Here is a 14,558-nt window from a genome sequence, read left to right as displayed (position 1 = left end):
GACCCGTTGGGCATTACAGATTCCGAAGCCTGGACGTGAATGAAAGTTCCTGACAATTGCCCACTGGTGTGTCGTCGTGCGGTTTTTAGAGGTTAGAATCGCCGCCTGTCCCAGAGTGTGTACTTATGTCCCAAGAGCTGACCACCGAACAGATTCAACAATCGCTGCAAGGCATCAGCGTGCCTGCGCAACCGCAGATCATGGTGGATCTGCAAATGGAGCAGTACATGCCCGACCCGGACCTGGAGGTGATCGCCAAGCTGATCGCCCAGGATCCCGGGCTGTCCGGCTCGTTGCTGAAGATCGTCAACTCGCCGTATTACGGCTTGAGCAACAAAATCACCTCGATTCAGCGCGCGGTGAACCTGCTGGGTAGCCGCTCGATCATCAACCTGATCAACGCGCAGTCGATCAAGGGCGAGATGAACGACGACACCATCGTCACCCTTAACCGCTTCTGGGACACCGCCCAGGATGTGGCGATGACCTGCCTGACGCTGGCCAAGCGTATCGGCACTCAGGCCGGTGACGAGGCATACGCCTTGGGCCTGTTCCACGATTGTGGCGTGCCGTTGATGCTGCAACGGTTTCCCAATTACATGACGGTGCTGGAAAAGGCTTACGCCAATGCCAGCGCCGAATGTCGGGTGGTCGACACCGAGAACAGCGAGTTCAACACCAACCACGCGGTGGTCGGCTACTACACCGCCAAGTCGTGGCGCCTGCCGGAGCATGTCAGTGCGGCGATCGCCAATCACCACAACGCCCTGGCGATCTTCAGCGATGAATCGTCGCGCAACAGTCAGCTGAAAAACCTCCTGGCAATCCTGAAGATGGCCGAGCATATTTGTGCGTCATACCGTGTGCTGGGCAACCAGACCGAAGATTCCGAATGGAACGCCGTCGGCCCGCTGGTACTCGACTATGTAGGACTGTCGGATTACGACTTCGAAACTCTCAAACAAACAATCCGCGACCTCGGCGCGCATTGATCCGAGAACGCCATGCCTGAACTGCCAGAAGTCGAAACCACCCGTCGCGGGATTGCCCCGCACCTGGAAGGCCAGCGCGTCAGTCGGGTGATCGTGCGTGACCGGCGGTTGCGCTGGCCGATCCCCGAAGACCTCGATGTGCGCCTGTCGGGGCAGCGCATCGTGCTGGTCGAGCGTCGCGCCAAGTATCTGCTGATCAACGCCGAAGTCGGCACGCTGATCAGCCACTTGGGCATGTCGGGTAATTTGCGTCTGGTTGAAGCCGGATTGCCGGCGCTTAAGCACGAACACGTCGATATCGAGCTGGAGTCGGGGCTGGCGCTGCGCTACACCGATCCGCGCCGGTTCGGCGCGATGTTGTGGAGCAACGACCCGCTCAATCATGAACTGCTGATTCGCTTGGGGCCTGAGCCACTGACCGATCTGTTCGACGGCGAGCGCTTGTTTCAGCTGTCACGCGGGCGGTCGATGGCGGTCAAGCCGTTCATCATGGACAACGCAGTGGTGGTCGGGGTCGGCAATATTTACGCGACCGAAGCGCTGTTCGCCGCCGGGATTGACCCGCGCCGCGAGGCCGGGGGCATTTCCCGGGGGCGCTATCTGAAGCTGGCGATAGAGATCAAACGCATTCTGGCCGCTGCCATCGAGCGCGGAGGTACGACGCTGCGCGATTTCATTGGCGGCGACGGTCAGCCGGGGTATTTCCAGCAGGAACTGTTTGTCTATGGCCGTGGCGGTGAACACTGCAAGGTCTGCGGTACCGGTTTGCGTGAAGTGAAGCTCGGCCAGCGTGCCAGTGTGTTCTGCCCGCGCTGCCAGACCTGAGGCAACAGGCTGAAAAAGTCCTACGGTCTATAGTGAGTGGTCTCACTGTTCAGCCCGAAGGATCGTGCCATGAAATCCTTGCAAACCCTCGTTATTACGCTGCTGCTGTGTTCCAGTCTGGCGGTTCAGGCCACGGAAAACGGCAGCGGTGACCCGCGCTACACCATCCAGAATCCACCGGCCTACGCGATGATCGGCGACTTGCTGATTGCCCGACCTTTATTGGTGGTGGCGACGGTCATCGGTGCGGGGGCGTTCGTCGTGTCGTTGCCGTTCACCGCACTGGGCGGCGGGGTGGGCGATGCCGGGCAGGCGCTGGTAGTTGATCCGGCTAAAGCCGCTTTTGTGCGGTGCCTGGGGTGTATCGGGGAGGGGTTTGAGCAGCGCGAGTAAGCTGATCAGGGATTTGCGGAGCAGCTAATGGCCCTTTCGCGAGCAGGCTCGCTCCCACAGGGGATTTGTGAGCGACGCAAATCCAATGTGGGAGCGAGCCTGCTCGCGAAGAGGCCCGAAAAATCGCTATAAAACTATCGAATCAGGCCTTGCCGGTGATCTTGCGGTATTTCTCCATCAACTGTTCTTCAGTCTCCGGATGCGCTTCGTCCAGCGGAATGCAATCCACCGGGCAGACCTGCTGGCATTGTGGTTCGTCGTAGTGGCCGACGCACTGGGTGCACAGGTTCGGGTCGATCACGTAGATCTCTTCGCCTTGGGAGATGGCGGCGTTCGGGCACTCGGGTTCGCAGACGTCGCAGTTGATGCAATCGTCGGTGATGATCAGGGACATGCTAACTCCAGCCGGGGCGGCAGGCCCGGGCGCTATAAATCAATGCGCGCAATTGTGCCGCATTGGCGAGCGCAGTGCACGCGGCTGCGATCAAGGGCACGAGACTGCAATCTTTTAAAAGCAAAAGATCACAGCCTTCGGCAGCTCCTACTTCTTGAAGCGCAGGGTCAACGCATCAGCCACGGCCGGGTGGACGAACTTGCTGATATCGCCGCCCAGCGCGGCAATTTCCCGCACGAGCGTCGAGGAAATGAACGAATAACGCTCGGACGGCGTGAGAAACAGGCTCTCCACATCCGGGGCCAACTGACGGTTCATGTTGGCCAGCTGGAATTCGTATTCGAAGTCCGACACCGCACGCAGACCGCGCAGGAACACGTTGGCGTTCTGCTCTTTGGCGAAATGCGCCAGCAGTGTCGAGAAACCGACCACTTCCACGTTCGGCAGGTGTTTGGTCACTTCGCGAGCCAGTTCTACCCGTTGTTCCAGCGGGAACAGCGGGTTTTTCTTCGGGCTGGCAGCGACTGCAATAATCACGTGGTCGAACAGGCGCGAGGCGCGTTCGACCAGATCGCCATGGCCCTTGGTAATAGGGTCGAAGGTACCTGGGTACAACACTCGGTTCATCGCGTCGTCCTGGCGGGAGTCCGTTGGGGAGTCGGATGGTATCGCAGCCGTCCCGGTCGGCCAAGTCGCCTGTTGGGTAAGAAAGCACTATAGACGAGGCAATTAATCGGTTTTTTCACGGGTTTCTCAGCCGATCGGCGAGGGAAGTCGCCAGTTGCGCGGTCAGGCCATACACCGATAGCTGCGGGTTGGCGCCGATGCTGGTAGGGAACAGCGAGCCGTCGTGAATCGACAGATTAGCCAGTTGATGATGCCGGCCGAGACTGTCGGTGACTGCGCTTTTCGGCTCTTCGCCCATCGCGCAACCGCCCATGACATGCGCGCTGCCCAGACGCGTGCGGTACAGCTCAAGGCTCAAACCATCGATCAACGTGCGGGCCTCAGCCAGGGTTTTCACGTAACGGGCGTCGGCGTGCATCGGCATCACCGCTTTTGCACCGCCGGCGAACTGGATTTCGGCCATGACGTGAAAAGCCCGGCGCAAGCCTTCCCAGGCGTAGGGTGACACCTGATAGTCGAGCACCGGCGAACCATCGCCACGCAGCTCGACGGTGCCGCCCGTGCTGTCCGGGTGAAAACCGTCACGTAGCAAGGCCAGCATGGCGTGGGTGTGCGGCAGGTCCGCCATGTGTTGCGCGCTCTCTGCGCCAAAGCCGCCGAGCAGGGTCGCAGCCAAGGCCGGATGCAACGGCGGCACTTCGAGTTTGAAGGCCATCGGCCCGCTGGTGCCGTCCTTCCACTGGAAATGGTCGGAGTAGATCGACTGCGGCGCCCCGTAAAACGGGTTGATGACTTCGTCGAAGCGCGCTGCGGACATGTTCACCGGGTGCAGGAAGGTACGTTTTCCCAGGGTTTTATGTGGGTCCGCAGCATCCGAACGCAGCAGCAGCGCCGGGCTGTTGATGCCGCCGCCGGCGAGCACGTAATGCCGCGCCTTGACCGTGATCTTTCGCCCGGTCGGCGTGACGCAACGTTCGTCCATCGCCACGCATTGCAGGCCAGTGACCTTGTCGCCGTTGATCAGCAGCTTCTCCGCGCGGGCCAGATAAAGCAGTTCGCCGCCCATTTCCAATGTCGCCGGAATGGTCGTGACCATCATCGATTGTTTGGCATTGGTCGGACAGCCCATGCCGCAATAGCCGAGGTTCCAGCAGCCGCGCACGTTACGTGGGATCACGTGCCAGCTATAGCCAAGTTGCTCGCAGCCTTTACGGATGACGTCGTTGTTGGCATTGGGTGGCACCATCCACGGGGCGACGCCGAGGCGCTGCTCCATTTTCTCGAACCACGGCGCCATCTCGGCAGGGTTATGGCCTTTGACGTTGTGTTCCTTGGCCCAGTGCTCGAGGGTCGGCTCCGGGGTGCGAAAGCTCGAGGTCCAGTTGATCAGCGTCGTGCCGCCGACCGCGCGGCCCTGAAGAATGGTGATCGCGCCGTCCTTGCTCATGCGCCCGATGCCTTCCTGATAAAGGCTGCTGTAGGCCTTGTCTTCGAGCATTTTGAAATCTGAACTGGTTTTCAGCGGGCCTTCTTCGATCAGCAGAACTTTGTAGCCGGCAGCGCTGAGGATTTCTGCCGTGGTGCCGCCACCGGCGCCGCTGCCGATGATGGCCACGTCGGCTTCAAGGCTGAGATCGTCGCTCAGTTGTGCGCCGTTGTAGGTTTTCCAGCCTCGGGCGAGGCCTTCGCGGAACGGGTCGGGTACGGGCATCGATCAGGTTCTCTTTATTATTTTTGGATGCGGCGGTGTGGCGGCCGACCTCTTCGCGAGCAGGCTCGCTCCCACATTTGAAATGCACTCCCCTGTGGGAGCGAGCTTGCTCGCGAAGGGAACGACACGGTTTCAGACGCTAGGCGGCCCTGGATAACCGCAATGCGCCCACGATTCTGCGCGGGTATACCAGGCCATCATCACCATCTGCTGCAACGAGCTATGCCCCATGCGCAACAAATTCAATGAGCTGTTTTCCCAGCGATCAAGGAAATGCCGCATGGCCTCGGCACTGGCGTTCTCCCAACTGCCCCAGATCCCGGTGAGTGGCCCGCGCGTCACGGCCATGCCGAGTACGTCGAACAGTTGCCGGGTGAGCTTGAGCATTTCCGGCGACAGGTGATCAAGGCTGTAGTCCAGCGACTTGAGCGTGCCATCAACCGCGCTCGGCATCTTCTCGGCTGCCACGGCGCCGTCGAGCATCACCGGAATCAGTGCGCGCAGAAACAGCAGGTCGCCGTCGCGCAACGAGACAAAGCCGTTGGCCGCGACGCTCGACGAACAGCCACTTAGGCTGGCGCCGAGTCCGGCGGTGGCGAGAAACGCCGTGGCGCCAAGGCTGAATTTCAGCAGGCCACGGCGCGACAGTGCAGGTGTTTCGGTCAGGCTTGGGTGCATTGTTTTTATTACCCGGCGATGACAAAGGTTTAGCGAATGAACAGCTTCTGGATCAGTTTCTGAATCGATGTGCCGTAGGGCGGGTAAATCAGTCGGGCTGCGTTGAACCGCTGTTTAATCAGCACGCCCTTGGCTTTGCTGAAGGTCAGGAAACCTTCGTGACCGTGGTAGTGGCCCATGCCCGAAGCGCCGATGCCACCGAATGGCATATCGTCCTGAGCCACATGCAGCAAGGTGTCGTTCAGGCACACACCGCCGGAATGAGTTTCGTGTAGCACCCTGTTCTGTTCGCGTTTGTCGTAGCCAAAGTAGTAAAGAGCCAGAGGACGTGGCCGCTGATTGATGTAAGCAAATGCCTGCTCCAGGTCCTGATACGGCACGATCGGCAGCAGCGGGCCGAAGATTTCGTCCTGCATCACCGTCATCTCATCACTGACATTCAGCAGCACACTGTGCGGCATGCGTCGGCCCTGGCCCTGCTCGAACAGCGGAATCAACAGCGCTCCCTTGCTGGTGGCGTCGCTTACATAACCGTTGAGCCGCGCTAGTTGGCGTTCGTTGATGATCGCCGTGTAGTCCGGATTGTCGGCGAGTGTCGGGTAAAAACCCTGCACCGCCTGGCGATAGGCTTCGACAAAAGCACCGACCCGGTCTTCCGGCACCAGCACGTAATCCGGGGCCACGCAGGTCTGGCCGGCGTTGAGGGTTTTACCGAAGGCTATGCGCTCGGCGGCATCTTTGAGCGGGACATCGCGGGAGACGATGGCCGGCGACTTGCCGCCCAGTTCCAGGGTGACCGGGGTCAGGTTTTCGGCGGCGGCGCGCATCACGTGTTTGCCGATGCTGGTGGCGCCGGTGAACAGCAAGTGGTCGAAGCGCAAGCGCGAGAACGCCACGCCGATGTCGGCTTCACCGAGCACCACGCAGACCAGGTCTTCGGGGAAAATTCGCGCCAGCAGTTCTTTCATCAACAAGCCGGTGGCCGGGGTCGATTCGCTCAGTTTGAGCATCACCCGGTTGCCCGCCGCCAAGGCGCCAACCAGCGGGCCAACCGCCAGATACAACGGGTAATTCCACGGCACAATGACGCCGACTACGCCGAGAGGCTGATACACCACTTTTGCCGAAGCGGGCTGAAACGCGATGCCGACCTTGCGCCGCGAAGCTTTCATCCAGCCTTTGAGATGGCGGCTGGCGTAATGAATGCCGTGCAGGCTCGGCATCAGTTCGGCGAGCGAGGTTTCGTCGGCGCTGCGATGGCTGAAATCGGAGCTGATCGCCTCGATCAAGGCCTGACGCTCGTTGCTGAGCAAATCACTCAGGGCCTTGAGCCATTGCTGGCGCTGGGCGGCGGGCGGCATGGGATTGGCGGCATACGCAGCCCGCTGCGCCTCGAACAACCGGTCCAGTTCGGCCAGCGGTTGTTGCAGCGTTTGCAGGTAAGCAACGTCGGCAGTCATGGTCTGCTCCGGATTTATTGTAGTGATGAACTTTTTAGAGTCTATGCTCTAGAAAGTCAAATGACTTCCTTGCACGGCAGTGTTTTATCCATTTCCGGTTAGGTCGTAAGATGCTCCCCAACGCACTCTGAATTAAAGCTCAAGCCATGGCCCCACGAATAAAAACCAGCGAGCGTATCGTGCTGAACAGCCTTGAACTGTTCAATCAGCAGGGCGAGCGCAGCATCAGCACCAATCATATTGCCGCCCACATGGAGATTTCTCCGGGCAACCTGTACTACCACTTCCCCAACAAGCAGGCGATCATCGCCGTGTTGTTCAGTGAGTACGAAAGCCTCGTGGACAGCTTTCTGCGTCCGCCGCAGGGGCGCGCGGCGACGGTCGAGGACAAGCGTTTCTATCTCAAGGAATTGCTCTCGGCGATGTGGCGCTACCGCTTTCTGCACCGCGATCTGGAGCATCTGCTCGACAGCGATCCGGAACTGGCCGCCCGCTATCGGCGCTTTTCCCAGCGCTGCGTGATTCAGGGCGCGGCGATCTACGAAGGTTTTGTTTCCGCCGGGATCCTTGATATGGATCGCGTGCAGATCGAATCCCTGACCCTCAATGCCTGGATCATCCTGACGTCCTGGGTGCGCTTCCTGTGCACCACGCGCGAAAACTCCAACCACCTCAGTGAACAAGCTATTAAACGTGGCGTGTATCAGGTACTGGTGCTTGAAGCCGGGTTTGTCACCGAGCAGGCGCGTGACGAGGTCAATGCGTTGTTCGAGGAGTTTTACGTGCCGCTGGCCCAGGCCCTCGAAGACGTGAAATAAACCGTTCTGTTGAAATCCCTCAGGAGCCCGTTATGCCGATTGCGCAACTGATCAGCCCGCAAACGCTGGATAACCGCAAGGAACAGCCAGGGCTGGTGATTCTCGATTGTCGTTTTGCCCTCGAAGACCCGGTCTACGGTCAGCGCAGCTATGCCGAAGGGCACATTGCCGGGGCGAGCTTTGCCGACCTTGAGCGTGACCTCAGCGGTAAAGTGGTCAAAGGCGTGACTGGCCGTCACCCGTTGCCCGAACCTGCGGCGTTGATCGAGCGGCTGCAGGCGTGGGGCATCAACAACGACAGTGACGTGATTTTGTACGACGACGGTCCCGGTGCCTACGCGGCGCGGGCGTGGTGGTTGCTGGCGTGGCTGGGCAAGCGCGATGGCGTGTTCATTCTCGATGGCGGGCTCAAGGCGTGGCATGCGGCGGGGCTCCCGCTGAGCCTGGATGCGCCGACGGTTACCCGTGGCAATTTCAGTGGCCAGCCGGACACCCGCCTGCTGCTCAGCGCCGAGCAACTGCAACAGCGCCTTGGTCAACCGGCGCTGACGTTGATCGATGCCCGGGCTTTGCCGCGTTTCAAAGGTGAGGTCGAGCCGATTGATCCGGTTGCCGGGCATATTCCCGATGCGCAATGCGCGGCGTTCACCGACAACCTCGGCAGCGATGGACAATTCCTGCCGGCGGATCAACTCAAGCAGCGTTTTGCCGCGAAGCTCGGTGAGCGTTCGCCAGCGGATCTGGTTGCGTATTGCGGGTCCGGCGTGACGGCGTGTCACAACCTGTTTGCCTTGTGTCTGGCGGGTTATCCGTTGGGATCGTTGTATGCCGGATCGTGGAGTGAGTGGATCAACGAGCCTTCGCGCGGTATCGCCACCGGCGAATAACCAATACCTGTGGGAGCGAGCCTGCTCGCGAAGGCGTCGGATCAGTCGACATTAATGTTGAATGAACAACCGCTTTCGCGAGCAGGCTCGCTCCCACATTGGTTATTCGTTGTCTGAAGGACGCTGTCGGGCGCTACGGTAAGCGGCGGGCCCAACACCATAAGCCTGCTTGAACTGCCGGCTCAAATGGCTCTGATCGGCAAAACCCAGTTGCGTGGCGACCTCCACGGGCAGGCAGCCGTGTTGCAGAAGTGCGCGCGCCTGGGCGATGCGCTGCTGCATCAGCCAGGTGTGCGGCGGCATGCCGGTGGCGCGACGGAATACTCGGGCGAAATGGAAGGGCGACAGATTCACCGCCGCTGCGAGCTCTTCCAGCGATGGCGGCGCCGCCAGTTGCGCGTGCAGCAGTTCTTTGCCCAACAGCACCGCGCGGTGTTCTTTACCCGCTCGACCGGGCACCGGTACTGCCGCATGGCGCTGCAACAGCAGCAACATCATCTCGCGCCACACCGTCTGCTGTTGCAGCGCGGTGGTCGGGCTTTCGAGCAAGCGGTGCAACTGCGCAAAGCCGTTGACCAGATCCGCATCGCGATACAACGTGGCGCCGAACGCCGGCAGGTTGCTGGTGGACAGCTCCAGCTCATCCAGCAACGAAACGATTTGCGCGGTATCGGGATAAAACGCCCGATACAGCCAGCCATCCTCGGTGCCCTTGTGTCCGGTGTGCAGTTCGTCGGGATTGATCAACACCAGCGTGCCGCTGCCCGCCAGATGCTCGGCGCCGCGATAGCGATAACGCTGGGCGCCGGCCATGATCATGCCGATCACATAGCCGTCATGCACATGCGGGGCGAAGCGATGCTCGATGTAGCGCGCCGACAGCAACTCGACCCCGGCCAGCGGCGCGGTTTGCCAGAAGCGGATCGACTCGCCCTGATCGCTCATGCGGACACGCGAGCCAGCCACTGCGGGATGCGTCGTTCCAGGTAGTAACCGGGCTGACGCAGCGAGCCTTCGACAAAGCCGACATGCCCACCGCGTGCCTGCAATTCGAAGACGGTTGACGCCGATAGCTCATTGGCCTGCGGCAAACTGTGCGGGAACACGAAAGGATCGTCCGCCGCTTGAATGATCAGGGTCGGCGTGCGGATCTCGCCGAGGAAATAGCGGCTAGAAACGCGGCGATAGTAATCCTCGGCATCCTCGAACCCGTGCAACGGCGCGGTTACCCGGCCATCGAAATCCCAGAAGGTGCGCATGTTTTCCAGCGAGCCGAGGGCGGCCAGCGCGGCGAGTCCTTCTTCACGCCCGTCGTGTTGAAACTGCCGCTGCTTGTTCTTGATATAGGCGACCATCTCGCGCATGAAGTGCGCCTGATAGACCTTGGAAAATCCCTGGCCGATGCGGTCGGCGCATTGGTCGAGGCGAAACGGCACTGATACCGCCACGGCGCCGAGCACGCCGCTGGCGCTGCCGGTTTCCCCGAGGTGTTTGAGCAGCACGTTGCCGCCCAGGGAGTAGCCGACGGCATACAGCGGTGCCAGCGGTCGTTTGGCGCGCAGATGTCTGATGGTTTCGGCGAGGTCTTCGCTGGCGCCGGAGTGATAGCTGCGCGGCAGCAAATTCGGTTCGCCAGAGCAGCCGCGCCAGTTCAACGCAACACTGGCCCAGCCTTGATCAGCCAATGACTTCTGGATGCCCGCTACATAAGGCGAATTGGAGGACCCGGTCAGACCGTGTAACACCAGCACCAGTGGTGCATCGGCGGTGTGCGGGCCGTGCCAGTCGAGATCGAGAAAGTCGCCATCCTCAAGCCACAGGCGTTCGCGTTCACGCTCGATATGTACGGTTTTGCGCCACAGCGGCCCCCACAAGGTTTGCAGGTGCGGATTGCCGAGGCCGAAGGCGGGTTTGAAGCGTTCTGAAGAGGTGGACACGATGGTTCTCGATGCAGAGCGGCGACCCTGTTGGAAGGGGCGCCGCTTATTCGGACCGGTCGGTTAACCGGCGATCTCTGCCGTACGTTGCCACAACGCGTAATAAACCCGGCCGGATTTCTGCTCGCGGTGCAGGCGCCAGTTGCCCGGCAGGCCCAGCGTCGATGGCGCCGTTTCGCTTTCAGTGTAGATCCACGAGTCCGGCGCCAGCCAATGGCGCTCTTCGAGCAAGGTGCAGACGGCAGGCAGCAGGTTCTGGTTGAACGGCGGGTCGAGGAATACCAGGTCGAACGGTGTTGCGGTCTGGGTTTCCAGATAACGCAGGGCGTCGGCGGTCTGCACCTGGCCGTTGGTGCAGCGCAGGGTGCCGAGGTGTTCTTTCAGGCTGGACACCGCAATGTTGCTGGCATCCAGTGCCTGACCCATGGCCGCGCCACGGGACAGCGCTTCGAGAAACAGCGCGCCACTGCCGGCGAACGGATCAAGCACCTTGGCCCCTTCAACGTACGGTGCGAGCCAGTTGAACAAGGTTTCACGCACGCGATCCGGCGTCGGGCGCAGGCCCGGTGCGTCGGGGAAGCTCAGCTTGCGGCTGCGCCATTGGCCGCCAATGATGCGCAACTGGTTCACACCGTTGTGGACGTTTTGCGCAGGTTTTTTAGGCGATCGGGTAGCCATTAGTGCTCCGGAACCCCGAGCGGTTGCTCGGCAGGTTTATCAGATGGGGCCGGTAACGGCTTTTGCGGCACGGTCGGGCCAGCGGTGACGATGACCATTTTGTCCGTGCTCAGGTGTTTGTTCAGAGCGTCGCGGACTTGTTCCACGGTCAGGCTTTGCGACTGACGCATGAAGTCATCCAGGTAGCTCAGCGGCAGATTATAGAAGCCCATCGCGCCGAGTTGGCCGACGATATCGGCATTGCTCGCGGTGGACAGCGGGAAACTGCCGGCCAGTTCGCGTTTGGCGTCGTCGAGTTCCTTCTGCGTCGGCCCGGTTTTCAGGTAATCGGCAAGCACGTCCTGCACCAGTTTCAGGGTGCCTTCGCTCATTTCCGCGCGGGTCTGCAGGTTGATCATGAACGGGCCACGTACCTGCATCGGGCTGAACGCCGAGTACACGCCGTAGGTCAGGCCGCGCTTCTCGCGCACTTCACTCATCAGGCGCGTGCCGAAACCGCCGCCACCGAGGATCTGGTTGCCCATCGACAGCGCGGCGTAATCCGGATCGTCACGGTCGATACCCAGTTGCGCGATCATCAGATTGGTCTGCTTCGACGGGAACTCGATATGGCCTGTGCTGGCCTTCGGTTCCTGTGGCTGGGCGATCTTCGCCAGCGCCGGGCCTTTCGGCAGGGCAGAAGAGACCTGATTGGCAATTGCTTCGGCGTCCGCCCGCGACAGGTCGCCGACCAGCGCGATCACCACGTTGCCAGCGGCGTAGGCCTTGGCGTGGAACTCACGCAACTGCGCGAGGGTGATCTTCGGCACGCTCTGCGGGTTACCGTCACTCGAATGCGCGTACGGGTGATCGCCGTACAAGCGCTTCATCAGCTCAAGGCTGGCGAGTTTGCCGGGGTTCTGTTTCTGGTATTCGAAACCGGCGAGCAGCTGGTTCTTGATGCGTGCGAACGAATCGGCCGGGAAGGTCGGTTTGCCAACCACTTCCGCAAACAGCTTCAGCGCCGGTTCACGCTTGTCGGTGGCACTCAAGCTGCGTAGCGAAGCCAGCGCCATGTCCTTGAAAGCACCGTTGCCGAAATCCGCACCGAGGCCTTCGAAGCCTTGCGCGATGGCGCCGACGTCTTTACCGGCGACACCTTCGTTGAGCATTGCGTTGGTCAGCACCGCCAGACCCGACGCGCTGCCGTCCTGGCTGCTGCCAGCGGCGAAGATCAGGCGCATGTCGAACATCGGCAGCTCATGGGCTTCGACGAACAATACTTTGGCGCCTTCGGCGGTGTTCCAGGTTTGCACGTCGAGTTTGCGGCTGGCCGGGGCCTTGCCGTCGAGTTCGGTCAGTGATTGCAGCTTCTGGCTGGTCTTGGCGTTGTCGAGGGCTTCGCTGGCATTGCTGTCAGCGCCAGGCGACAGGTAGAGCGCGGCAGAGCCGATCACCGCCACGGCGATCAGGCCGAGCAGCAGGCGTGGGGATTTGCGCTTACTCATGAGTCGTCTCCAGTGGCAGGACGTGGGCGACGCTGAGACGTTCGCGGGTGAAATACAGCTTGGCGGCGTTCTGGATGTCTTGCGGGGTCACGCTTTCCAGGTCGGCCAGTTCGGTGTCCATCAGTTTCCACGACAGACCGACGGTCTCGAGTTGACCGATGGCGGTGGCCTGACTGGTGATCGAATCACGTTCGAAGACCAGACCGGCAATCACTTGTGCTCGCACGCGCTCCAGTTCTTCAGCGGACGGCGCGGTGTTTTTCAGCTGTTCCAACAGCTTCCACAGACCGGCCTCGGCTTGCGCGATGGTCTTTTTCTTCTGCGTGTTCGGGGTTGCCGACAGGGTGAACAGACTGTCGCCACGGGTATAGGCGTCGTAGCTCGACGAACCGCCGGAGACCAGTTCTTCGCCGCGCTCCAGTTGCGTCGGGATGCGCCCGCTGTAACCGCCGTCGAGCAGGGCCGAGATCAGGCGCAGGGCGTTGACCGAGCGCTTGTCTTCAGCCGTGGCGATGCTTGGCACGTTGAAACCGAGCATCAGGCTAGGCAATTGCGTCTGCACGTGCAGGGTGATCTGGCGTTCGCCGGGTTCGGCGAGTTCCAGCGGCTTTTTCGCCGGTGGCACGTCGCGTTTGGCGATCGGGCCGAAATAGCGTTGAGCGAGGGTTTTCACCTCGTCCGGGGTCACGTCGCCGACCACCACCAGCGTGGCGTTGTTCGGCACATACCAGGATTGGTACCAGTGGCGCAGCTCTTCAACCTTCATGCGGTCGAGGTCGGCCATCCAGCCAATGGTTGGCGTGTGGTAGCCGCTGGCCGGGTAGGCCATGGCCTTGTAGCGCTCGTAAGCCTTGGACATCGGCTTGTCATCGGTGCGCAAACGGCGCTCTTCCTTGATGACTTCGATTTCCTTGGCGAACTCGTCGGCCGGCAGGCGCAGATTGGCCATGCGGTCGGCTTCCAGTTCGAAGGCGACGCCCAGACGGTCGCGGGCCAGCACCTGGTAATAAGCGGTGAAATCGTCGCTGGTGAAGGCGTTCTCTTCGGCGCCGAGGTCACGCAGGATCAGCGAGGCTTCGCCGGGACCGACTTTTTCACTGCCCTTGAACATCATGTGCTCAAGCGCGTGGGACAGACCGGTCTGGCCCGGGGTTTCGTAGCTGGAACCGACCTTGTACCAGACCTGCGAGACCACCACCGGTGCGCGATGGTCTTCGCGCACGACGACCTTGAGGCCGTTGTCGAGGGTGAATTCATGAGTCGGTTGCGGGTCGGCCGCCAGGGCCGAAAGGGGCAGGCAGACTGTGCTGAGCAGCAGGCCTGCAGCGCGGCGGGCTAGAGCATTCATTCGTTTTTTAACCTGTTGGGCTGCCCGCTTGGTCTTAGCGTCGGCGGGCGAGAGGGTGCTAGGATACTGATCCGTTTTACCGGCGACCACGCCTATCAGGTTTTCAGACCTGATCTGGCTGAATGGGTTTGCGGCAGAAAGCTACGGTTTATCGACTAAACTTCGCTTTTTCGCCGAATTTGCCGGTTTAGTCCTTCGTTTATACGATTCTTTGAGGTGCCGCTGGCGCCTCGACAAAATGTTGCGCGTGAACAAGCTGGATGAAACACAGTCTGTTCTGCATCGAATATTTATTTGCCGGGGCGCCCTTATGGCGCGTCGCT

15 protein-coding genes are annotated in these 14,558 nt (G+C 60.9%); 5 read left to right on the top strand and 10 right to left on the bottom strand.

Features of this window, described 5'->3' with window-relative positions:
• The first annotated feature begins 179 nt into the window (after nucleotides 1-179).
• The 3 genes from HU754_RS28545 to HU754_RS28535 all read left to right on the top strand — a co-directional run bounded on the left by HU754_RS28545 (nucleotide 180) and on the right by HU754_RS28535 (nucleotide 2,210).
• Entirely contained in the window at nucleotides 180-992 is an 813-nt protein-coding gene (locus HU754_RS28545) for an HDOD domain-containing protein (protein WP_175559546.1), read from the top strand.
• 12 nt (nucleotides 993-1,004) lie between these two features.
• Complete coding sequence (gene mutM, locus HU754_RS28540) at nucleotides 1,005-1,817, top strand: bifunctional DNA-formamidopyrimidine glycosylase/DNA-(apurinic or apyrimidinic site) lyase (protein WP_095125836.1); 813 nt, start codon at nucleotides 1,005-1,007, stop codon at nucleotides 1,815-1,817.
• A gap of 69 nt (nucleotides 1,818-1,886) precedes the next feature.
• On the top strand, nucleotides 1,887-2,210 hold the full coding sequence (locus HU754_RS28535; protein WP_095049443.1) for a multidrug transporter: 324 nt from the start codon (nucleotides 1,887-1,889) through the stop codon (nucleotides 2,208-2,210).
• 142 nt (nucleotides 2,211-2,352) lie between these two features.
• Here HU754_RS28535 and HU754_RS28530 read toward each other — a convergent pair whose 3' ends face one another.
• The 5 genes from HU754_RS28530 to HU754_RS28510 form a co-directional block, all read right to left on the bottom strand.
• Entirely contained in the window at nucleotides 2,353-2,604 is a 252-nt protein-coding gene (locus tag HU754_RS28530) for a YfhL family 4Fe-4S dicluster ferredoxin (protein WP_003195146.1), read from the bottom strand.
• A 147-nt stretch (nucleotides 2,605-2,751) separates the two neighbouring features.
• On the bottom strand, nucleotides 2,752-3,231 hold the full coding sequence (coaD, locus tag HU754_RS28525; protein ID WP_003229157.1) for a pantetheine-phosphate adenylyltransferase: 480 nt from the start codon (nucleotides 3,229-3,231) through the stop codon (nucleotides 2,752-2,754).
• Between the two features lie 115 nt (nucleotides 3,232-3,346).
• Complete coding sequence (locus HU754_RS28520; protein WP_186620052.1) at nucleotides 3,347-4,942, bottom strand: GMC family oxidoreductase; 1,596 nt, start codon at nucleotides 4,940-4,942, stop codon at nucleotides 3,347-3,349.
• 132 nt (nucleotides 4,943-5,074) lie between these two features.
• Nucleotides 5,075-5,620 carry a twin-arginine translocation pathway signal protein gene (locus HU754_RS28515; RefSeq protein WP_116254312.1) on the bottom strand — a complete coding sequence of 182 codons (546 nt, stop codon included), beginning with the start codon at nucleotides 5,618-5,620 and terminating at the stop codon, nucleotides 5,075-5,077.
• 29 nt (nucleotides 5,621-5,649) lie between these two features.
• Nucleotides 5,650-7,098: a coniferyl aldehyde dehydrogenase gene (locus HU754_RS28510; protein ID WP_496198609.1), complete on the bottom strand. Its 1,449-nt coding sequence runs from the start codon at nucleotides 7,096-7,098 to the stop codon at nucleotides 5,650-5,652.
• A 128-nt stretch (nucleotides 7,099-7,226) separates the two neighbouring features.
• On the opposite strand from HU754_RS28510, the gene HU754_RS28505 reads away from it, so the two are divergent.
• Nucleotides 7,227-7,898: a TetR/AcrR family transcriptional regulator gene (locus tag HU754_RS28505; protein WP_099757428.1), complete on the top strand. Its 672-nt coding sequence runs from the start codon at nucleotides 7,227-7,229 to the stop codon at nucleotides 7,896-7,898.
• A gap of 32 nt (nucleotides 7,899-7,930) precedes the next feature.
• Complete coding sequence (locus HU754_RS28500) at nucleotides 7,931-8,785, top strand: sulfurtransferase (RefSeq protein WP_186620050.1); 855 nt, start codon at nucleotides 7,931-7,933, stop codon at nucleotides 8,783-8,785.
• Nucleotides 8,786-8,887: 102 nt separating this feature from the next.
• Here HU754_RS28500 and HU754_RS28495 read toward each other — a convergent pair whose 3' ends face one another.
• The 5 genes from HU754_RS28495 to HU754_RS28475 form a co-directional block, all read right to left on the bottom strand.
• Nucleotides 8,888-9,730, bottom strand: coding sequence for an AraC family transcriptional regulator (locus tag HU754_RS28495; RefSeq protein ID WP_186620049.1), 843 nt, complete (start codon nucleotides 9,728-9,730; stop codon nucleotides 8,888-8,890).
• A complete protein-coding gene (locus tag HU754_RS28490) occupies nucleotides 9,727-10,722 on the bottom strand; it encodes a hydrolase (RefSeq protein WP_186620048.1) in 996 nt (331 codons plus the stop codon). The genes HU754_RS28495 and HU754_RS28490 overlap by 4 nt, the downstream gene beginning before the upstream one ends.
• Before the next feature lie 63 nt (nucleotides 10,723-10,785).
• Complete coding sequence (rsmD, locus tag HU754_RS28485; RefSeq protein WP_186620047.1) at nucleotides 10,786-11,400, bottom strand: 16S rRNA (guanine(966)-N(2))-methyltransferase RsmD; 615 nt, start codon at nucleotides 11,398-11,400, stop codon at nucleotides 10,786-10,788.
• Nucleotides 11,400-12,887, bottom strand: coding sequence for a M16 family metallopeptidase (locus HU754_RS28480; RefSeq protein ID WP_186620041.1), 1,488 nt, complete (start codon nucleotides 12,885-12,887; stop codon nucleotides 11,400-11,402). The genes rsmD and HU754_RS28480 overlap by 1 nt, the downstream gene beginning before the upstream one ends.
• A complete protein-coding gene (locus HU754_RS28475; protein ID WP_186620040.1) occupies nucleotides 12,880-14,235 on the bottom strand; it encodes a M16 family metallopeptidase in 1,356 nt (451 codons plus the stop codon). The genes HU754_RS28480 and HU754_RS28475 overlap by 8 nt, the downstream gene beginning before the upstream one ends.
• Nucleotides 14,236-14,558: the final 323 nt, after the last annotated feature.

It is taken from the genome of Pseudomonas zeae, assembly GCF_014268485.2.
Classification (GTDB): Bacteria; Pseudomonadota; Gammaproteobacteria; order Pseudomonadales; family Pseudomonadaceae; genus Aquipseudomonas; species Aquipseudomonas neuropathica.
The sequence above is the reverse complement of the archived record's forward strand: the minus strand, read 5'-3'. Positions and strand labels throughout refer to the sequence as shown.